The organism is Neorhizobium sp. BT27B, from assembly GCF_050455485.1.
Lineage (GTDB): Bacteria > Pseudomonadota > Alphaproteobacteria > Rhizobiales > Rhizobiaceae > Neorhizobium.
In genome coordinates this window covers 442,463-462,067 of sequence record NZ_JBCIYT010000001.1, presented here as the reverse complement: position 1 = coordinate 462,067, position 19,605 = coordinate 442,463, and the positions used below count along the sequence as shown (strand labels likewise).

Sequence of the window (19,605 nt, the reverse complement as noted above, 5' to 3'; positions counted from 1 at the left end):
CTCAACCCTTGGCGAGCTTTTTTGCCACGTCCACGGCAAAATAGGTCAGGATACCATCGCAGCCGGCGCGCTTGAAACAGAGAAGCGTTTCCATCATCACCCGTTCCTCCTCGATCCAGCCCTGCATGGCAGCGGCCTTGATCTGCGAATATTCGCCGGACACCTGATAGGCATAGGTCGGAAGCCCGAACGCTTCCTTCACGCGCCAACAGATATCGAGATAGGGCAGGCCGGGCTTGACCATCAGCATGTCGGCGCCTTCCTCGACATCCAGCGCCGCATCACGCAGTGCTTCGGTGCCATTGGCGGGCGAGACGTAATAGGAATTCTTGTCGCCCTTCAGCAGGCCACCGGTATTGATCGCCTCGCGATAGGGGCCATAAAAGCCGGAGGAGAATTTCGCCGCATAGGACATGATGCCGACATCCTGATGGCCTGCCGCATCCAGCCCGCGACGGATGGCGCCGATACGGCCGTCCATCATTTCCGACGGCGAGATGATGTCGGAGCCGGCATCGGCCTGCAGGATCGCCGCCTTCACCACCTGATCGACCGTTTCGTCGTTGAGGATCACGCCATCGCGCAAAATGCCGTCATGGCCGTGGCTGGTAAAGGGGTCGAGCGCCACATCGCTGATCACGCCGATATTGGGAACCGACTTTTTGACCGCGCTGGTAAAGCGGTTGATCAGGTTGTTCGGGTCGAGAATGCCGGAGCCGGTCGCATCGCGCAGGTCCATTTCGATATCGGGGAAGGGGGCAACGGCGGGGATGCCGAGATCTGCTGCCTCTTTCACCGCTTCCACTGCCTTGTCGACGCTCAGGCGAAAGACGCCGGGCATGGCCTTGATCGGATCGACGATATTGGTACCCGGAACGATGAAGATCGGCCAGATCAGGTCGTCCACCGTCACGCGGTTCTCCTGAACCATCCGACGTGTCCAGTCGGCCTTGCGGTTGCGCCGCATGCGGCGGTGTCCGGTGATTTCGTCCACCAGATGTGTCTTGTCGGACATGATATGCCTCTTACTCTTCTTGATATGTTGCCGATCCCATATCATGCGACCTGCGTTTTGCGAATTGATCTGACACCGCATCTTGTATGCACTCACGACATAGGCAGCGATCGCAGGGCTCTGGCGATCCGCGGGAACCGCGGCTATCGTCCGCAGCATGGAACCTGATTCTCTGAGCCGCCCGAAACGTTCGCTGACGCAACTGCTTTACGTCGCTTTCCTGCGGCTTGTCGCCGTGTCCTGTTTCTGGTTCGGCTTGCAATACTGGGGTATGATCACCGGCTACAGTTTTGGCGGGCGCGGCCGGTTCGATCTGTTGAGCTTTCCATGGCGTGCGGCGGCCTCCACTTTGGCCATGCTTTTCCCGGTCGCGTCGCTTGGCCTGTGGCTTGCCGTGTCCTGGGGGCCGGTTCTCTGGGCGCTGGCGGCCGGCACCCAGTTGCTGATGTATCAAGTCTGGCCGGAAATCTTTGGACATGGCCTTCTCATCAGCCTCATGCATGCGCTGGTGATCGCCCTTTATGTGCTCTTTCGTGTCGCGATTTACCTCGAAACCCGCAAAAATGCCGAGCGGGTAACGACTGATTAACCAGCTTTCCCAAGCAATTTTCGTTAAAATTGGATCGAAATTTTCCGATAAGCCATTGAAAAACATAGGGCTGATTTGCTTAACGCGGCTTCTGCCCCACCCGCGCCACAATGGGGAAATGTGCGTTTACCGGCTGTTAGCCGTGTGTTTTAAGTCGAATTTTATGCGCATTCGATAGTGTCTCTCACAAGGCGGGAACAAACAAACACACCGCCAAACAAAACAGTGAGGCAAGAAATGTTGAACGCAAAAATCAAGCCGCAGGCTGCGGCAGTCGCCAATCCGCATGAAGACTCTATCCGTGGTCTTTACATGGAATCCCTGCATCTGGTCGAGCGTCTTCACCGCCGCCTTCTCGATGTCATCAAGGACGAGTTCGACCGTCAGGGTCGCGACGATGTCAACGCCGTCCAGGCACTCCTGCTGTTCAACATCGGCAATTCCGAACTGACCGCCGGCGAGCTGCGCTCGCGTGGTTATTACCTCGGCTCGAACGTTTCCTACAACGTCAAGAAGCTGGTAGACCTCGGTTTCATCAACCACCAGCGTTCGCGCATCGACCGTCGCTCGGTTCGCATCAGCCTGACCAAGGAAGGCCAGGAAATCGCTGAAACGGTTGCCAAGCTTTATGATCGCCACATCGGCTCGATCGAAAAGGTCGGCGGCATCGGCGAAGGCGAATTTTCGCAGATGAACAAGCTGCTGCAGCGCCTCGACCGTTTCTGGAACGACTCGATCGCCTACCGCATGTAATCGGTCGCCATCGCGACAACTCTCTGCGCGGCCAGGCCCATCCACGGGCCGGCCACCGGCAACAAAAACAAAACACCTCCAGATGCGATCAATACCGGATGCGCCCCTGCGCCTCCGGTTTTTCGCGTGCAGCCCGCACGCCTGACAGACATGGATTTGACGGCGTGATGGTGATATTTTCACCGTGAAACGGTGGAGAGGCTGGATGCGCCAGACAATCGACATTGACGATACGCTTATCGAAGAGGCGCGGCTGCTAACGGGCACGCAAGAGAAATCGGCTTTGGTTCGTCAGGCGCTCGAAACGCTGGTGCGTGTCGAAACCGGCAAGAAGCTTGCAAGTCTTGGCGGCACGATGCCGGACGCGGAGGCGGCGCCCCGTCAACGGGTTGCTGACACAAGGTGATCCTCGTCGACACGTCGATCTGGATCGACCATTTCCGGCATGGAGAGCCGGAATTGAACAATATTCTGAAGGATGACCGGTTGCTCATCCATCCGGCAATTATCGGCGAACTGGCGCTCGGCAGTCTGCATGATCGCAAGAATGTACTTGCTTTGCTGGCCGCTCAGCGGAAGGCGATCGTTGTTACACATGGCGACGTTCTGACGATGATTGACCGTTTAGCTCTGTTCAGCATGGGCATCGGTTATACGGATTCTCACATTCTTGGTTCAGTTCTGTTTACCCCTCACGCAAGCTTGTGGACGCGCGATCGACGCCTTCTTTCCGCTGCCGAAAAAGGTGGGGCCCAGCTATATCGGCCGCAGATTGCGGGCTGATCCATCCTGAGCGGGAACGCTTCATATCTCTCATGTCGAGGCAGAAAGAAAACGGGATGGCGTGGCGAAGAGATGATATTTCATCTTGTGTGGAAGCAACGGCTCAAAAGTGCCGATGAATTGTTTTGAGAATAATAAAAATTGCGCCGTTTATTCTGTCAATTTTCTAATTGAATTTGTGGTTTGCTCAGCAGGCTGCGGGGTATTCTGTTCGTAGCGGAAATTTTCGCAAGGGCAGGGGTGCCAATGAAATTCGGCAAGAAGGGCGTATCCGAACTGGATCGACCGATCGATGATTATCGCGCCATGCGCCAGGATGCCTCGGGGGACTGGCGCCTCTCGCGCGGCGATGTGCGTTTGGCGCTCGGTGTCGCGGTAGCGGTTTTTACTGGTGTCTGTTTCTTCGCGGGCGATGTGGTCAGGGCGTTTGCTCCGGCCAGATCGGAAGGGCCAAACATCCGGATCTTTGCTTACGAACCGGAAATGTTCGACCGTTCCTACGGACCGAATGCGCCGGACGGCCTGTTGGCGGGTCCGATGGCAATGATGGTCAAGATGACCATGACCTCGCAAGGACCCGATGCGATGGACCGCGAACTGTATGAAAGCTGCCTGACGCGCCTCAATGGCAATGCCGCACATTATGCTGCCAAACACGGTGAAGTGCCGCTGCACCCGCAAACGGCGGCGCGTTTTCTCGTCTGTTCCATGCAGGTGTTCAAAGGTCGGCTGTGTGAGACACCCTACAAGGACCGCATCGTGGCGCGTCTCGAGGATTTCGTTCGTATCCGCAGAGGCGCTGTCGATTTGCTGCCTGACATGGCGACGTCCGATCCGGCCGGGACCGAGCTTGCCATCGCCAAAACTGCCCGGCTGCCGGCGCAGATCGTGCCGCCCATCCTCGGCGAACAGTTGCGCGCCTTCTCCGAGGTGTCGCTGATCTCCAGGGCCGACTTTCAGAATGACGCACCTGAAGAGTTGAAACCCTATCTCGCCACCGATGCCGGGCCTTCGCCCTGCGTCTGAGGGCGCCGCACCGGGCCTGATCACACCCTGTCAAACACGAAAATGCCGCCCGTCAGCAATGACGGGCGGCATTTGCATGTGAGCTTTGCGGCGCGCGCGCCGTCTTATTTCGGCAGTTTCAACGCGCCCTTATGCGTTTCGGAAAAATGCTGCATGGTCATGCGCAACTGTCCGCGCTCGAACACGGCATCCTTCGCGGATATGGCTTGAGCGCCCTTGAACGGGCCGAAGGCGGCGCGCGGCAATTGCCAAAGGGATGGATTGCCGATGAGCAGGCGCTGGCGGTTGAAGGCCGCGACGCTCTGGTCGAAATTGATGGCCTGCTGCTTGGTGAAGCCGAGGCGGTTCGATGTATAGAAACCGGCGCGCCAGCGCTCCGTGATATCCCGGCACATGTCGAAAAACGCGAGATCGGAAGCAACGTAATCGGCGGCAGTCGGGTAAAGATCGCCCTCGGACAGCGCTTCAATCAGGATCCATGAGGCGGTTGCCATTTCGCAGGTCGGCTGCCGAATGATCCAGTGCAGAATATCCACCCCGGCTTCCCAGTGCCAGGTGAGCGCCGTCTCATGCCAGAAATCCGGATCGCTGCCACGCTTTTCCAGCCAGTCGATTACCTGGTCGTCGCCGCATATTCTGGAGTGTTCGTAATAGAGGTCCAGAAACGCAAAGAAGTTCCTGGAGTTTTCGCTATTTGCAAACGGCATAGAAGTGCTCGGTCCATATTCATCTACAATCAGCCGGCAGAAATACAGTCGCCGCAATAATTTAGGTTTATGAACGAATATAAAAATTGATCTTTTATCAAGTCGGGAAATGACTCATTTCGCGACAGAACCTGTCAGATAATCGACCAGTTTGCGGGCATGCACCGGAAGCGCGGCAAAGCTGCGGGCGCAGATCAGCAGGTGTCGCAAAGCCCATGGGTCCGATAGTGCGATAATCTCAAGCCCGCTTTCCTCGCGGTATTTCTGCGCATAGATCTCCGGCACGATCGCCAGTCCCACGCCGCTGCCGGTCATCGAACAGATGTCCTCGAAACTGTCGAGGCGGATGCGCAGCTTGAATGGTTTTCCTTCACGCGCCGCATGCGTGGCCAGATGCCCCTGCAATGCGCTGTCGGCGGGCAGGCCGACGAATGGTTCGTCCAGAACCTCGCGCAGCGCCACGGATTGCCGCCTGCACAGCCTGTGGCCGTGCGGCGCGATCAGCACAAGCCTGTCCACCTCGAAAGGCCTCGTTTCCAGCGATCCTGTGTCGGTCGTGTCGGCCGCAATGCCGAGATCCGCCAGCCCACCGGCCACGGCTGCCACCACATCGACGCTCTGCCTCTCTTCGAGATCGATGTCGATCGCCGGATAATCGACCAGAAAACAACGCAGCGCACCGGGCAGGTGCGCCATGGCGGCGCGGCCGGACCACACGCGGATATGCCCGCGCAGGCCGCGCGCATAAAGCTGCAGATCGCCACGCATCTGTTCCATCTGGCCGAGCACGATGCGGGCATGGTGGGCAAGCGCCTCGCCGGGCGGTGTGGCGCGCACGCCGCGTGGACCACGGTCGAGCAGCAGAGTGCCGCTCGTCTCTTCCATGCCGCGGATGCGCGCGCTGGCCGAAGCCAGCGCCATGCCGGCCCGCTCGGCGCCTTGCGTGATACTTTCCGCCTCGACCACATGCAGAAACAGCCGCAGATCCGTCAGGTCGAAGCGCATGGTTTTCCTCCCGTCTGATGGTCCGGTTTCAGACCCTTCGGATTATCCGAAGCCTCTCCTTGTATCTTCCGCATTGTGCAAAGTCGCGGCTGGCGGACAATGGCGTCATGCTTTTTCAGGAGAGAATGGTCATGAACGCTTCGGAAGGTCTGTTACGCGGCATCGCATGGAGGCTGGCTTTTCTGGTAGCGCTGGTTTTTGCCGCCCAGAACGTGCCCGACAATCGCCCGCAAATGGTGGCAGATGCGAATTACGCCATTGCCGGTCGCTGACGGGCTTAACGCTTGAGCCGGCGGATGCAGTCGAGAATATCCGTCCGGCAGACAGGCACCGCTTCACGCGCTGACGCGTCGTCCAGCCAGCGGCGATAAGCCCCCAGAATCTCCACATCCTTGTAATTGTATGTTTTTGCCTTTTGGTCTGTTCGGCTGTTGTCGAGCGCCTGGCGTGTCACCGCCATGTGGAAGGCCAGTTGCGTATAGCGCCACGGCTCCCAGCCTTTGCTGCGCTCGAACACCCGCACATGGAAATAGGGATCATCGGCCGGTTCCGGTAAAAGCTTGTAGACCGCGGCCCAACGGATGGTATTGCCCGATACCGAGAGGATGACATCCTCCTGGCGCATCTGCTGTGCCTGCACGGATACCGTGCCCATCAGCCAGACGGCGGCAAGCGCCATAGCCATCCGCAAATATCCCGGCATCCTCATCCTCCCTCGCGTCCTCGTCCAAAAGCGGCATCCGCCGCCGTTGATATGGCGGAACCGGCGGCTATATCAACATCCATGCCGCCCGCCGAAAAGCCCGTTCATGCGGCTTTTGCCAACGTGCATCGGGGCCGGCACAAGAGCCGAAAGCGCACTCTGGGAGGAACCGAATGCCTGCTCCAAACATCTCTCTTCGCCGCATCCTGCTTGATACCGTCCGCATCGCTCCGGCTTTCGCTGCCGCCGCGCTGTTCGCCGGTCCACACAATGCTGCGGCCGAAGAAGCCTATCCGCATGCCGACGAGTCGATCGGTACGGTGGAGCAGGTCTATGACGGCGCACTGACGCCCGATCTTGCCGTCAGCACCTTCCGCAATATCGACCGACTGTTTCCGACCCGCACCGTCAAGGCCGGCGGCAAGCCATCGGAACTCTCCAAGTCGGACAAGCCACTCGGCAAGGTCAGCGCCGAAGTGGATGGCGAAACTTACGACCTTTTCGATTATCTTGCCCTCAATCAGGTCACAGGCCTGATCGTGCTGAAGGATGGCAAGGTCGTCTATGAAACCTATCAGCGCGGCAATACGCAAAAGACGCGGTGGATGTCGATGTCGGTCGCCAAGTCGATTTCCTCGACGCTGGTCGGAGCCGCCGTCAAGGACGGGCTGATCAAGAGCCTCGACGACAATGTCGTCGCTTACGTACCACGGCTGAAGGGCACCGCCTATGACGGCGTCAGTGTCCGCGATGTGTTGATGATGTCCTCCGGCGTCAAGTGGAACGAGAAATACACCGATCCCGCATCCGACCGCCGCGCCCTGTTGAAGGCGCAGATCGCCCAGAAGGCCGGTGGCGCCATGGATGTGATGGCAAAACTGCCGCGTGCGGCTGATCCTGGCACGGTCAACAATTACAGCACCGGTGAAACCCAGGTTTTGGCCGAAATCCTGCACGGCGCCATCAAGAAGCCGCTGGCCGATTACCTTTCGGAAAAGATCTGGACGCCCTACGGCATGGAAGCCGATGCCAAATGGTGGCTGGAATCGCCCGATGGCATAGAAATCGGCGGCAGCGGCCTCAGCGCCACGCTGCGCGATTTCGCCCGGTTCGGCCAGTTCCTGCTGGAAGACGGCAAGGCCGGCGGAAAAGTTGTGTTGCCGAATGGCTGGGTGAAGGAGGCGAGCACGCCGAAAACGCTGAAAGGCGGCGAGGCGCTGGAATATGGTTACATGTGGTGGACCGGCTGGACCGACGCCGCCAAGAAGGATGCAGCTTTCAGCGCCGTCGGCATCCAGGGGCAATATGTCTACATCAATCCGGCCCATAACGTGGTGATCGCCCAAACGGCGGCCGAACCAAAGCCGACCGACAAGGAAGCGATCGACCCGATGGCGTTTTTCGACGCGATCGTTGCCAGTGTGAAGTGAGGCGGGGGCTTTGCATGTGGCAGAGCGCTGGGGCCAGGTAAATCTCACTCTTGAGGACAAGGTTGTCGCATATTGCGGCTTAAGGGCGGTACGTCATATCCCTTCTCCCCGCCTGCGGGGAGAAGGGTCTATGCTGCATCCTGCGTGCCCATAAATGATAGCCGTCCGAAAGGGTAAGTCATGGGAGGCTTTGCCTTGTGGTACCCGCTGACTCGGCCGCTCACCCCACCTCATAACATTTGCACACCGCACCCTCGGCCAGCCGGTAGGTCACAAAGCCCATTTTTTCGTAATAGGCCTGCCCCTCGGCATTTTTCTCGCCGATGAACGCTTCGATCTTTTCCAGACCAGCGGCGGCAGCTGCAAGCTCTGTCACCTCGAACAATTGTCGCCCCACACCGCGCCGCGCGGCAAGTGGCGAGACATGCGTGCCGATAATCCCCCAGCCGATCGGCGTGCCATACCGGTTGCCGTCGCGCGCAAGAACCAGCGACTGAAAACCGAGAACCGAGCCATCATCGTCCTCCGCCAACGAACAACGAATGCCGTCGGGGTTCCCGATGTAATGCGACAGCACAAAGGCCTCGTGGGCAGGGGAGATGCGTTTGCCCGCTTGAACGAGCAATTGCAGCATGGCGCTCATCGCGGGCGCATCGTCTGGTGTCGCGGTTCTGATTTGCATGATGCCAATGTCGAACGATTGCGCGCCTGTGGTCAAGACGGGAACCGGCCGGGTTTTTGGCCCGGCCGGTATTGATGTTTATTGCAACGGAACATTCGCGGCCTTGATGACCTCGGCCCATTTCGTCGTTTCACCGGCAATGAAGGTCTTGAACTCCGCGGATGTATTGCCGACCGGCGTGGCACCCATGCCCTTGATCTTGGCCACCATCTGCGGATCGGCAATGATCGCCTGCACTTCGCGGCTGAGCTTTTCCACGATCTCCGGCGGCGTGTCTGCCGGTGCGAACAGGCCGTGCCAGGAGGTCGCCTCGAAACCGGGAATGGTGTCCGCCATGGTCGGCACGTCGGGCAGAAGCTCGGCTTTTTCGAGGCTGGTCACGGCCAGCGCTCGCACATTGCCGGCCTTCACCTGTTGGGCGGCGGTCGGAATGTTGTCGAACATCATGTCCACATGGCCCGCCACCACATCCATGATCGCCTGATTGCTGGCTTTATAAGGAACATGGTTCATCTTCACGCCCGCCTTGGTAGACAGAAGCTCGCCGGCCAGATGGATAGACGTGCCGATGCCGGAAGAGGCGTAGCTGATCTCGCCGGGCTTGGTCTTCAGGAAGGCGATCAGTTCCGGCACCGTCTTTGCCTCGATCTTCGGGTTCACCACCAGCACGTTCGGCAGGGTGGCGATCAGCGAAATCGGCGCAAAACCTTTCGCCTTGTCATAGGGCAGTTCCTTGAAAAGCGTCTGGTTGATGGCGTTGGAACTGACCGTGCCCATGCTGATCGTATAACCGTCCGGTTCGGCGCGCGCCAATTCGCCAAGCCCGATATTGCCACCGGCTCCCGGCTTGTTTTCAACGATGAAACGTTGCCCCAGCCGCTGGTCGAGCCGCTCTCCGACCAGCCGCGCAAATGCATCGGTATTACCACCGGCCGCGAATGGTACGATGATCGTCACCGTTTTTGACGGATAATCCTGCGCGCTGGCAAAGGTGGAAAACACCGTTGCAACCGTCGCAAGCATGAAAAGACGCGAAAATTTCATGAAACACCCTCCCTTTTGATGGTCATGCCTCATCTGCCCCCTCGAACTCCTCCCCGAGAGAGCGGACGCAAAAAGCACTGTCCGTGAGAATTGTGACAAATGCAAGCATAAGTCATATTATCTCATTGTTGCCACTCGCGGGTGTGGACATGTTGTGTTTGCCGATTGTGGTGGACGCCGACTGAAACTATCTGTCAGGCGGCGAACTGCGCTGATGGATCGCGGCGCAAACCAGACACGAATAGCGACAAACATGCCGTCCACTTCACGTTCACCGATTTTACAGCGTTGGCTTTGGCTTGGACCCGCATTGGCGCTCGTCTGCGCCTTTGGCGTTTCGACGCTCCCGGCCAAAGGGCAGGCGCCTGCTGCGGATCTGCCCACGTCCGGTGCTGAAACCTGCGTCGCCGTGTTCACGGTGATGGCTTATGCCTATGCCGACGATGACCTCAAGGAACGGCAGCTGGAGGAGAAAAAGGCGGCGGCGCGGGCCGACATCCGGCCGCAGGAGGCGGCGGTTTCCACCGACGCGCTGGCTCCCGATGATCGTATCCAGCAGACGATGGATATCCTGAGCGAAATGATGTTGGAGCGGCCGGCGCAGGTTCAGGTGATCGCCAAGGACTGCTTCCGCCAGTATCCGCCGGAAATCGAGCTGAACTGATGGCAAGAGCTTTCTGCGCAGGTGTTGAGGATGAGGCGAAAAAATCTGCATTGTCATCTGCCTGAGCGGCCATAGATCATTGGCACGATTGAGAGCTGCGACGACCGCCTGCCGCATTTCATAAGCCCGGATTTTACCCGACATGCCGTATTACGAAGACAGGTTTCCTTTATCTCCCCTCCCATCCGAAGTGGTCACCACAGACAGGATCGAACGTCTTCTGACAGCGTCCGTCATCGGTTCCAGCGGCGTCAGCGGCACACCGAGTTTCTCGATTCGGCAGAAGGAGGTGGAAGCTTACAAGGGCTTTTATGTTGCGCGTTCGATCGAAATCCGCGGTGAGGACGATGACGACGTGACCTATGTGCTTGTGTTGGTCGGCGGCATGGTCGATGCGCGTTTTTTCGAGCGCGGTTCACGAAAATCGCCCTGGATCGAGATCGAGGGAAGGCCGCCGACCCTGGCGGAGATCCAGTCCTATTGGCGGCCTGTGACGGAACCTGCGATGCAAAAAAGGGTGGAAACTGCTTTTCTTGCCGTCGAACGGCATATCACCCGCCATCATATGGCTGATGCCACCGAAGAGCATAAGCTTCAACACGTCAGCCGTCAGGAACTGGACTGGAACAGTCTCGGGCAATTTTGCACTGTTTTGGGCGGCAGCACCAAGGAGACGCGTGCTTTCATCGATGATCACCTGATGTTCGCCGCCTACAATCCTCAAAATTACCTGCGGACGCATGGGCTCCTTGACAACATGACGCTGGACGATTGCCGCGAGTTTACGTGGCTATCGCTGCTGATGGACAGCGATAGCCATTTTTACAGAAGCCACCACATATGTGTCGTCGATTGGAAGACTGAGGGTGACGAGGTGGAATTTTGCATCAATCGTCTTCTGAAGACCGAACGCCCCGATACCGAGGATCGCGTTGATCTTGGCGGTGACGGAGTCATGTCGGCCACGGATGATTGGCTGGCCAAGGCGTCGGGTCAGCTCGAAAGACTGGCACTGCAGATCCTTCTGATCGATAGCGGCGGCGACAACTATGTCTTCACTCTTGCGGACAGCCGGAAGGCAAAGAGGCTCGTATCCCTTGGGAAAATGATCGGGCTGGTGGTCGATGTCTTTCCTTCGCCGCAAGCCGGTGGAAAAGGCTGGTTCGGGCGCATCATGACGATGTTTTCCCGCTGATTGACCGAAGCTCTGAAAGCCATCCAGCTTTTGACGCTGCGCCGCAGCATTTCTGTGTCCTTCCGGTCACGTCTCAACACGCCAGCGTGAGTGCAAGTTTTGCTGACACGAATCGGCCATATTGCTATGTGACCGCCAAGCTACACAAAGCCCGTCTTGCGTTTGTTTTCCGCGCCTAACCGCTGCGGCGGACGCAACGATTTTTAACCATATCCGTTTAGGGGTGTTGCCTTATGCCTACGGATGAGATGGACAGGAAAATGTCGAAGAAGATTGGATCTGAACTGATTTCCCGCCGCACCATGTTGCGCACGGCGGTTTCGGCCGGTGCTGCTGCCCTTGCGGCGCCAGCACTTGCACAATCGGCGATCGATGATCTGATCAACGCGCCGCGCCGCGGCGGCTGGGACGACCAGTTCGATGCCCGTTCGAGCACCAGCACCAGCGTCAGCACGAACAACCCGGTTCTCGGCCCCTCTGGACCGACCAACATCCAGACAGCCATCATGGAATACCAGGGCATCGTCCAGAACGGTGGCTGGCCTGAGGTCAATTCCGGCCAGACCCTGCGTCTCGGCGTCAATGATCCGGCCGTGCAGCAGCTGCGCCAGCGTCTGATGATTTCCGGCGACCTGTCGCGTCAGGCCGGTATCTCGTCGGCATTCGACAGCTATGTCGATGGCGCGGTCAAGCGCTTCCAGTCGCGTCACGGCCTGCCTGCCGACGGCGTTCTTGGCGAATTCTCGGTCAAGGCGCTGAATATTCCGGCCCGCACGCGTCTGTCGCAGCTCGAAACCAACCTCATCCGCCTGCAGTCGATGTCGGGCGATCTCGGCAGCCGATACATGATGGTCAACATTCCGGGCGCCTATGTGGAAGCCGTGGAAAACGATCGCGTGGCGTTGCGTAACACCGCCGTTGTCGGCCGTATCGACCGACCGACCCATGTCATCAATTCCAAGGTCTATGAGGTCATCCTCAATCCTTACTGGACAGCACCACGCTCGATCATCGTCAAGGATATCGTGCCCCTGATGCGCAAGGACCCGACATATCTGACCCGCAACCAGATCCGTCTCTTCGACGGTCGCGGTCAGGAAGTTGCACCGGAAACGGTCGATTGGCATGCGGAAAAGGCGCCGAACCTGATGTTCCGCCAGGATCCGGGCAAGATCAACGCCATGGCGTCCACCAAAATCAACTTCCACAACCCGAACAATGAATACATGCACGACACGCCCCAGCAGGGCCTGTTCAACAAGCTCATTCGTTTCGAATCCTCGGGCTGCATGCGTATCCAGAACGTCCGCGATCTCAATGCCTGGCTTCTGCGCGACACGCCCGGCTGGTCGCGTCAGGAAATGGAACGCGTCATCGCCACACGCCAGAACACGCCGATCAAGCTGGCGCAGGAAGTGCCGGTCTATATCGTCTACATCACCGCATGGTCAGCCAAGGACCGTGTCGTGCAGTTCCGCGACGATATCTATCAGCAGGACGGCAGCCAGGAACTGGCCTTGCAGACCACGACCGGCGTCGAGCAACGCCAGGGTGCGCTGACCGAAAGCGATATGCTGCCGCAATAATCGGTCGCCGATATTTGCCAATCGTCAGGCGCCCTTCCGTTTTTGCGGGAGGGCGTTTTGATTTTCGGCAGGGCTGACGGCAAAGATATGCACCGCCAATCGTCATCAGGCCTGCAAATGTCGTTCACCGTATTGCCCTGATGTCGCCAGCCCGCTAATACGCCTGACATCGCTTGCCCACCCCTTCGAGGAGCTTTGCATATGTCGACGACCGACGTTTTCTTTTCCCGCCCGCTGGCCGAAACCGATCCTGAAATCTTTGGCGCAATCGGCAAGGAGCTCGGTCGTCAGCGTCATGAGATCGAGCTGATCGCCTCGGAAAACATCGTCTCGCGCGCCGTGCTCGAAGCCCAGGGCTCGATCATGACCAACAAGTATGCCGAGGGCTATCCGGGCAAGCGCTATTACGGCGGCTGCCAGTTCGTCGATATCGCCGAAGAACTCGCCATCGAGCGTGCCAAGAAACTGTTCGGCGTCAACTTCGCCAACGTCCAGCCGAACTCGGGTTCGCAGATGAACCAGGCCGTGTTCCTGGCGCTGCTGCAGCCGGGCGACACGTTCATGGGCCTCGACCTCAACTCGGGTGGTCACCTGACCCACGGTTCGCCGGTCAACATGTCCGGCAAATGGTTCAACGTCGTCTCCTACGGCGTGCGCGAAGGCGACAACCTGCTCGACATGGATGAAGTCGCCCGCAAGGCCGAAGAAACCAAGCCCAAGCTGATCATTGCCGGCGGCACCGCCTATTCCCGTATCTGGGACTGGAAGCGTTTCCGCGAGATCGCAGACTCGGTCGGCGCCTACCTGATGGTCGACATGGCGCACATTGCCGGTCTCGTTGCCGGTGGCCAGCACCCGTCGCCGTTCCCGCATTGCCACGTTGCCACCACCACGACCCACAAGTCGCTGCGTGGCCCGCGCGGTGGCGTGATCCTCACCAATGACGAGGATCTGGCAAAGAAGTTCAATTCGGCCGTTTTCCCCGGCCTGCAGGGCGGCCCGCTCATGCACATCATCGCCGCCAAGGCCGTTGCCTTCGGTGAAGCGCTGCAGCCTGATTTCAAGGATTACGCGGCCCAGATCGTCAAGAACGCCAAGGCACTGTCGGAAACGCTGGTGGCCGGCGGCCTCGACATCGTCTCGGGCGGCACCGACAACCACCTGATGCTGGTCGACCTGCGCAAGAAGAACGCCACCGGCAAGCGCGCCGAAGCTGCTCTCGGTCGCGGTTACATCACCTGCAACAAGAACGGCATCCCGTTCGATCCTGAAAAGCCCTTCGTCACCTCCGGCGTCCGCCTCGGCACGCCGGCCGGCACGACGCGCGGTTTCAAGGAAGCCGAGTTCCGCGAGATCGGCAATCTCATCGTCGAGCTTCTGGATGGCCTCAAGGTCGCCAATTCCGACGAGGGCAATGCTGCCGTCGAAGCCGGTGTGCGCGAGAAGGTCATGAAACTGACCGAACGCTTCCCCATGTACCCGTACATGTAATTTTGAGGACTGATCGCGAATGCGCTGCCCCTTTTGCGGATCCGAAGACACGCAGGTGAAGGATAGCCGCCCGGCGGAGGATGCAACATCCATCCGCCGGCGTCGTATCTGCCCGGATTGCGGCGGACGTTTCACAACGTTCGAACGCGTGCAGCTGCGCGAGCTGATGGTCGTCAAGAAAGCCGGCCGCAAGGCCCTGTTCGACCGCAACAAGCTGGTGCGGTCGTTCCAGATCGCACTGCGCAAACGTCCGGTCGATCCCGACCGCATCGAACGCGCCGTGTCCGGCATTGTCCGGCGTCTCGAAAGCTCCGGCGAAGCGGAAATCTCGTCGGAAGAAATCGGCCTGCAGGTCTTGGAAGCACTCAAGAGCCTCGATGACGTGGCCTTCGTGCGTTACGCCTCGGTCTATCGCGATTTCTCGCATGCCGAGGATTTCGAAAAGGTCATCGCCGAGATCAACGCAAAGATCGGCCGCGACAGCGTCGTGGATCCCTGATCGTGACGGCCGGCGCGAACAGCGAGGCCGAAGCGACATCGGCCGATGATCGCCGCTTCATGGAAGAAGCGATCCGGTTGTCGCGCAGGCACACCGGCCTCACCGAAACCAACCCTTCCGTCGGCTGCGTCATCGTCAGGGATGGCGCGATCGTCGGCTCGGCGGTTACCGCAATCGGTGGCCGGCCGCATGCCGAAACCCAGGCCATCGCCGTTGCGGGCGAGAAGGCGAGGGGGGCAACCGCCTATGTGACGCTGGAACCCTGCGCCCATTGGGGCCGCACGCCGCCCTGCGCCAATGCGCTGGTCGATGCCGGCGTCGCCCGCGTCGTCGTCGCCGTCACCGATCCCGATCCGCGCGTCGCGGGGCAGGGGCTGAAAATACTCTCCGATGCCGGAATTACGGTCGAAACCGGATTGCTGGAGGAAGAGGGCAGGCGGGCGCTTGCCGGTTACCTCATGCGCCAGACGAACGGCCGGCCCTATGTCACTCTCAAGCTTGCTGTTTCCGCCGATGGCATGCTCGGTCGCCGCGGCGAGGAAATCTCCATTACCGGCCCGGAGGTACGTACCGAGGTTCACCATCTGCGCGCCGAAAACGACGCCATCCTTGTCGGCATCGGCACGATACTGTCCGACGATCCGGAACTGACGGTGCGCATTCCGGGCCTGGAGGATCGCTCGCCGGTCCGCATCGTGCTTGATCGGGACGGACGGTTTCCGCAGACATCGCGGTTGGCGCAGACAGCGGACGTGGTGCCGGTGATCGTGGCCGCTGTGGGCGGGTTACCCCTCTCTGGCCTGTTGTCGGAAGGTGCCGTCGATGAGCTGGGCAACCACTCCCGATCATGTCGATGCGAGGATCACGATCAGTCTGCCAAAGGCCCCTCCCAACCCTCCCCACAAGGGGGAGGGCTTAACCCAGTCGCGCCTGATATGCCCCATTCGGGCAGCACGGCCCCGCACGTCTTCTCCCCCCTTGTGGGGGAGATGGCCGGCAGGCCAGAGGGGGACTTTGTCGGCGACGGCAATGGCATGGCACCGATCACCCACCTGCACGCCGCCACTCTCACATCCCTTTTGCAAACCCTCGCCACCCGCGGTATCTCCACGCTGCTCGTCGAAGGTGGTGCCACGGTCGCCAGCGCCTTCCTCGCGGAAAATCTCGTCGATCGCATCGTCCTTTATGTAAGCGACACGATCGTCGGTGAAGGTGGTCTTGAATCGCCGCTGACGCCATCCGATATCCCGGCCAGCTTCATGTCTCTCGGCAGCGCCCCGGTCGGGGCCGATCGCCGCTTCGAATACGAAAGGTCCGCCTGATGTTCACTGGTATCGTTACCGATGTTGGCACCGTCTCCGCTGTCACACCGATGGATGAAGGTGTGAAACTGCGCATCGATACCGTCTATGATCCCAAGACCATCGATATGGGCGCGTCGATTTCTCACGCGGGCGTCTGCCTCACCGTCACCGGTCTTCCGGGCGAGGGCAGCAACGAGCGCTGGTTCGAGGTCGAGGCATGGGAAGAGGCGTTGCGCCTGACCACCATCGCCTCATGGAACCAGGGTACGAAGGTCAATCTGGAGCGCGCGCTCAAGATCGGTGACGAACTCGGCGGCCATATTGTCTCCGGCCATGTCGATGGCACCGCCGAAATTCTCTCGGTCGAATCGGAAGGCGAAGCCGTACGTATCCGTCTGCGCGCGCCCGAGCATCTGGCTCGGTTCGTGGCTCCAAAGGGTTCCGTCGCGCTGGATGGCACGTCGTTGACGGTGAATGCCGTCAATGGCGCTGATTTCGACATCCTCCTCATCCGCCACACGCTCGGCGTCACCAGTTGGGGCGAGCGCAAGGCCGGCGACCGTGTGAATTTCGAGGTCGATACCATGGCGCGTTACGCTGCCCGTCTGGCGGAGTTCCCGCAGCCTCAGCCGCAGTCTTAAACGTCAGCTTCTGCCTCCTCCGGAACTTATCGCGTCGCCGGTCGTTACGGGTGACTTCGCCAAGGAGGAGGCAAGTATGAAGCTGGTTCTGATTTCCACGTCCATGGCTGTGGCGCTTTTGGCTGTCGCCGCCACCTATATCTTGCCATCCATGCCCGGTGCCGCGAAATCGCGGGATTACGCGCAGTCAAGCTTTACATCTCCCGTCAGAAACTGAGTATTATTCCGATTGAACATTCGCCTGCAACCATTGGGTGGCAGGATTTTTGCTGTTATTTCTACAAGAGATTGCGATATTCCGAAAATATCTCGTAAGTGACTATATGTATTGATAAAATTAATGCTTATGAATTTTCGTTTAATCAAATTTAAACCACGCTCTGACTAGTTATAGTGTCGGCAGTAAGGGGATTAGGGTCGCGATGTATGCGATAGCGGCTGCCATGCAAGCAATTTTCATCGACAGATCTTCCTGAAATCGGCCGCTCCCTGCGTGGCCGGGCGTGGTCGTCTGTGCGCCATTCGGAACCCGCCATGTTGCAATATCTCGATAATGCAAAGATCCGCACCAAGATCGTTGCGCTGATCGCCCTGATGGGCGTTATCGCCTTCGCCGGCCTCGCCTATGTCAGTGCCCAGTTCAGGGATGCAGACACGCGTTACACGAATTTCATCAGCCACGAGAGCATGGCCGCGACGCTCAACGCACGCGCTACCGGTGGTCTGCTGCAGATGGGCTTTCAGCTCGGCCTCATGCTGGTCAACGATCCGGCTTCGCCTGAATTCGCCGCTGCGGTCAAGAAATACCAGGGCGACTTCGTCCTGATGAAGGAACGCGTCAACAAGACGGCCGAACTGGTGCCGACGCGCGGTCCGGCAGTCGCTGCCATGTTGAAGGCGGTGGATGAATTCGACCAGATGGGAAAGCGCGTTATCGAACTCGCGCAGGCCGGTCAGACGGTGCAGGCCCGTACCGTCATGCGTGAAGCAGGCGCCAAGGTCATGGCGACACTGCCGCTGTTTGCCAATGGCAACGATGAATTGATGAAGGCAGTCGATGCCGGCACCGCCGAGCTGCATGGCGAAACCGGCGCCACCATCACGACCGGTCTTGTTTCTCTCGGTCTCGCCATCGTGGCCGTTGTCCTGTTCGGCCTCTATATCGCCACTGTCAGCATCGTCGGCCCGATCAATCGTCTGAATGCCCGCATGGTGTCGCTGTCCGAAGGTGATACCGCCGCTGAAATTCCGGGCGAAGGCCGGAAGGATGCCGTTGGCCAGATGGCCAAGGCCGTGTCCATTTTCCGTGGCCAGGCACTTGAAAGCGCCCGCCTGACCCGCGAAGCCGATGCCGGCCGCAGCCAGTCGGAACAGGAAACCCGCGCCCGCGACGCCGCCAAGGCCAAGGATGCCGCCGACACCAAAATTGCGGTCGATGCGCTGGCGCTTGGGCTGCAGCGTCTGTCGGATGGCGATGTCGCCTATCGCATCAACCAGCCGTTCGTCGATCACCTCGACATGCTGCGCGGCAATTTCAACGGCTCGCTGGAAAAACTGCAGGCGACACTGAAGACGGTTGGCGGCAATGCCACGGCCATCTCCTCGGGTGCCGACGAAATCCGCTCTGCCGCCGACGATCTGGCCAAGCGCACGGAAAAGCAGGCAGCCTCGTTGGAAGAAACAGCTGCAGCCCTTGAGGAAATCACCACCACCGTACGCGATAGCGCCAAGCGTGCTGAAGAAGCCGGCGTGCTGGTCGAGAAGGCCCGCACCGAAGCCGAACGTTCCGGTGACGTCGTCCGCAAGGCGGTTTCCGCCATGGAAGAAATCGAAACCTCCTCCAGTGAAATCTCCAGCATCATCGGCGTCATCGACGATATCGCCTTCCAGACCAACCTGCTGGCTCTGAACGCCGGCGTCGAGGCCGCACGGGCAGGGGAAGCCGGCAAGGGATTTGCCGTTGTCGCCCAGGAAGTTCGCGAGCTTGCCCAGCGTTCTGCCACTGCCGCCCGCGAGATCAAGGTGCTGATCGGCAAGTCGGGCAACCACGTCCGCACCGGTGTCGATCTGGTTGGTGAAACCGGCGAAGCGCTGGAAGCCATTCAGGACGAGGTCAAGGAAATCTCCACGCTGGTGCGCGCCATCATCGAGGCCGCGCGCGAACAGGCCACCGGCATTCAGGAGATCAACACCTCCATCAATGCCATGGACCAGAGCACCCAGCAGAATGCCGCGATGGTGGAGGAATCCAACGCCGCCAGCCACGGCCTCGCCAGCGAAGCCGCAGCACTCACGCATCTGCTCGGCCAGTTCAACCTCGGCAGCGGTGCGGCCGCTACACCGCAGGCCGCATCGCATGCCTCGCGCCCGGTCGCATCTCCCGCCCGCCAGATGGTCAACAATCTGGCGCGTCGCGTTTCCGGCGGTAGGGCAGCTGTCGCCGCCGCGCCCTCTGGCGATGCCTGGGAAGAATTTTGATAAGGACTTT

22 protein-coding genes are annotated in these 19,605 nt (G+C 59.5%); 16 read left to right on the top strand and 6 right to left on the bottom strand.

The genetic code is table 11. The annotated features are described in order from the left end of the window. Position 1 precedes the first annotated feature (1 nt). Entirely contained in the window at positions 2–1,015 is a 1,014-nt protein-coding gene (gene hemB / locus AAIH70_RS02445) for a porphobilinogen synthase (protein WP_132273135.1), read from the bottom strand. Between the two features lie 157 nt (positions 1,016–1,172). Here hemB and AAIH70_RS02440 point away from each other — a divergent pair, with 157 nt between their 5' ends. From AAIH70_RS02440 to AAIH70_RS02420, 5 genes are all read left to right on the top strand, one after another. Continuing rightward, positions 1,173–1,604: a DUF6163 family protein gene (locus tag AAIH70_RS02440; protein ID WP_132273136.1), complete on the top strand. Its 432-nt coding sequence runs from the start codon at positions 1,173–1,175 to the stop codon at positions 1,602–1,604. A gap of 240 nt (positions 1,605–1,844) precedes the next feature. Next, positions 1,845–2,357: a transcriptional regulator LdtR gene (ldtR, locus tag AAIH70_RS02435; protein WP_207908245.1), complete on the top strand. Its 513-nt coding sequence runs from the start codon at positions 1,845–1,847 to the stop codon at positions 2,355–2,357. 205 nt (positions 2,358–2,562) lie between these two features. After that, positions 2,563–2,763 (top strand): type II toxin-antitoxin system VapB family antitoxin, encoded by a 201-nt coding sequence (locus tag AAIH70_RS02430; RefSeq protein ID WP_132273138.1) that lies wholly within the window; start codon positions 2,563–2,565, stop codon positions 2,761–2,763. Further along, the gene (locus tag AAIH70_RS02425; RefSeq protein ID WP_132273139.1) at positions 2,760–3,140 is read left to right on the top strand and encodes a type II toxin-antitoxin system VapC family toxin; all 381 of its coding nucleotides are present in this window, start codon (positions 2,760–2,762) and stop codon (positions 3,138–3,140) included. The genes AAIH70_RS02430 and AAIH70_RS02425 overlap by 4 nt, the downstream gene beginning before the upstream one ends. A gap of 246 nt (positions 3,141–3,386) precedes the next feature. Next, positions 3,387–4,166, top strand: coding sequence for a hypothetical protein (locus tag AAIH70_RS02420; RefSeq protein ID WP_132273140.1), 780 nt, complete (start codon positions 3,387–3,389; stop codon positions 4,164–4,166). A 104-nt stretch (positions 4,167–4,270) separates the two neighbouring features. Here AAIH70_RS02420 and AAIH70_RS02415 read toward each other — a convergent pair whose 3' ends face one another. Together AAIH70_RS02415 and AAIH70_RS02410 are read right to left on the bottom strand one after the other, a co-directional pair. Beyond that, entirely contained in the window at positions 4,271–4,873 is a 603-nt protein-coding gene (locus AAIH70_RS02415) for a DUF4274 domain-containing protein (protein WP_132273141.1), read from the bottom strand. Positions 4,874–4,987: 114 nt separating this feature from the next. Next, complete coding sequence (locus AAIH70_RS02410; RefSeq protein ID WP_132273142.1) at positions 4,988–5,878, bottom strand: LysR family transcriptional regulator; 891 nt, start codon at positions 5,876–5,878, stop codon at positions 4,988–4,990. Positions 5,879–6,009: 131 nt separating this feature from the next. On the opposite strand from AAIH70_RS02410, the gene AAIH70_RS02405 reads away from it, so the two are divergent. Next, positions 6,010–6,150: a hypothetical protein gene (locus tag AAIH70_RS02405; protein WP_165931979.1), complete on the top strand. Its 141-nt coding sequence runs from the start codon at positions 6,010–6,012 to the stop codon at positions 6,148–6,150. 5 nt (positions 6,151–6,155) lie between these two features. On the opposite strand, the gene AAIH70_RS02400 is transcribed toward AAIH70_RS02405, so the two are convergent. After that, the gene (locus tag AAIH70_RS02400) at positions 6,156–6,563 is read right to left on the bottom strand and encodes a DUF5086 family protein (RefSeq protein ID WP_245519106.1); all 408 of its coding nucleotides are present in this window, start codon (positions 6,561–6,563) and stop codon (positions 6,156–6,158) included. A 191-nt stretch (positions 6,564–6,754) separates the two neighbouring features. Between AAIH70_RS02400 and AAIH70_RS02395 the strand changes: the two genes are divergently transcribed. Further along, the gene (locus AAIH70_RS02395; RefSeq protein WP_132273144.1) at positions 6,755–8,011 is read left to right on the top strand and encodes a serine hydrolase domain-containing protein; all 1,257 of its coding nucleotides are present in this window, start codon (positions 6,755–6,757) and stop codon (positions 8,009–8,011) included. 220 nt (positions 8,012–8,231) lie between these two features. Here the strand turns inward: AAIH70_RS02395 and AAIH70_RS02390 are convergent, their stop codons facing one another. Together AAIH70_RS02390 and AAIH70_RS02385 are read right to left on the bottom strand one after the other, a co-directional pair. After that, positions 8,232–8,729, bottom strand: coding sequence for a GNAT family N-acetyltransferase (locus AAIH70_RS02390; RefSeq protein WP_348639716.1), 498 nt, complete (start codon positions 8,727–8,729; stop codon positions 8,232–8,234). 42 nt (positions 8,730–8,771) lie between these two features. Then, on the bottom strand, positions 8,772–9,737 hold the full coding sequence (locus AAIH70_RS02385) for a Bug family tripartite tricarboxylate transporter substrate binding protein (RefSeq protein WP_132273145.1): 966 nt from the start codon (positions 9,735–9,737) through the stop codon (positions 8,772–8,774). A 310-nt stretch (positions 9,738–10,047) separates the two neighbouring features. On the opposite strand from AAIH70_RS02385, the gene AAIH70_RS02380 reads away from it, so the two are divergent. The 9 genes from AAIH70_RS02380 to AAIH70_RS02340 all read left to right on the top strand — a co-directional run bounded on the left by AAIH70_RS02380 (position 10,048) and on the right by AAIH70_RS02340 (position 19,595). Further along, entirely contained in the window at positions 10,048–10,401 is a 354-nt protein-coding gene (locus AAIH70_RS02380) for a hypothetical protein (RefSeq protein ID WP_132273146.1), read from the top strand. Positions 10,402–10,543: 142 nt separating this feature from the next. Then, positions 10,544–11,596, top strand: a complete 1,053-nt coding sequence (locus AAIH70_RS02375; RefSeq protein WP_430032970.1) for a DUF6630 family protein — start codon at positions 10,544–10,546, stop codon at positions 11,594–11,596. Between the two features lie 260 nt (positions 11,597–11,856). Beyond that, positions 11,857–13,182, top strand: a complete 1,326-nt coding sequence (locus AAIH70_RS02370; RefSeq protein ID WP_132273148.1) for a L,D-transpeptidase family protein — start codon at positions 11,857–11,859, stop codon at positions 13,180–13,182. Between the two features lie 201 nt (positions 13,183–13,383). After that, the gene (gene glyA, locus AAIH70_RS02365; protein ID WP_132273149.1) at positions 13,384–14,673 is read left to right on the top strand and encodes a serine hydroxymethyltransferase; all 1,290 of its coding nucleotides are present in this window, start codon (positions 13,384–13,386) and stop codon (positions 14,671–14,673) included. Between the two features lie 19 nt (positions 14,674–14,692). After that, positions 14,693–15,172, top strand: coding sequence for a transcriptional regulator NrdR (gene nrdR / locus AAIH70_RS02360; RefSeq protein WP_132273150.1), 480 nt, complete (start codon positions 14,693–14,695; stop codon positions 15,170–15,172). A 59-nt stretch (positions 15,173–15,231) separates the two neighbouring features. Further along, positions 15,232–16,494, top strand: a complete 1,263-nt coding sequence (gene ribD, locus AAIH70_RS02355; RefSeq protein ID WP_132273719.1) for a bifunctional diaminohydroxyphosphoribosylaminopyrimidine deaminase/5-amino-6-(5-phosphoribosylamino)uracil reductase RibD — start codon at positions 15,232–15,234, stop codon at positions 16,492–16,494. Next, the gene (locus AAIH70_RS02350; protein ID WP_132273151.1) at positions 16,494–17,117 is read left to right on the top strand and encodes a riboflavin synthase; all 624 of its coding nucleotides are present in this window, start codon (positions 16,494–16,496) and stop codon (positions 17,115–17,117) included. Before ribD ends, AAIH70_RS02350 begins: the two co-directional genes overlap by 1 nt. A gap of 76 nt (positions 17,118–17,193) precedes the next feature. After that, entirely contained in the window at positions 17,194–17,334 is a 141-nt protein-coding gene (locus AAIH70_RS02345) for a hypothetical protein (protein WP_165931980.1), read from the top strand. A gap of 317 nt (positions 17,335–17,651) precedes the next feature. Then, positions 17,652–19,595, top strand: coding sequence for a methyl-accepting chemotaxis protein (locus tag AAIH70_RS02340; protein WP_281033568.1), 1,944 nt, complete (start codon positions 17,652–17,654; stop codon positions 19,593–19,595). Positions 19,596–19,605: the final 10 nt, after the last annotated feature.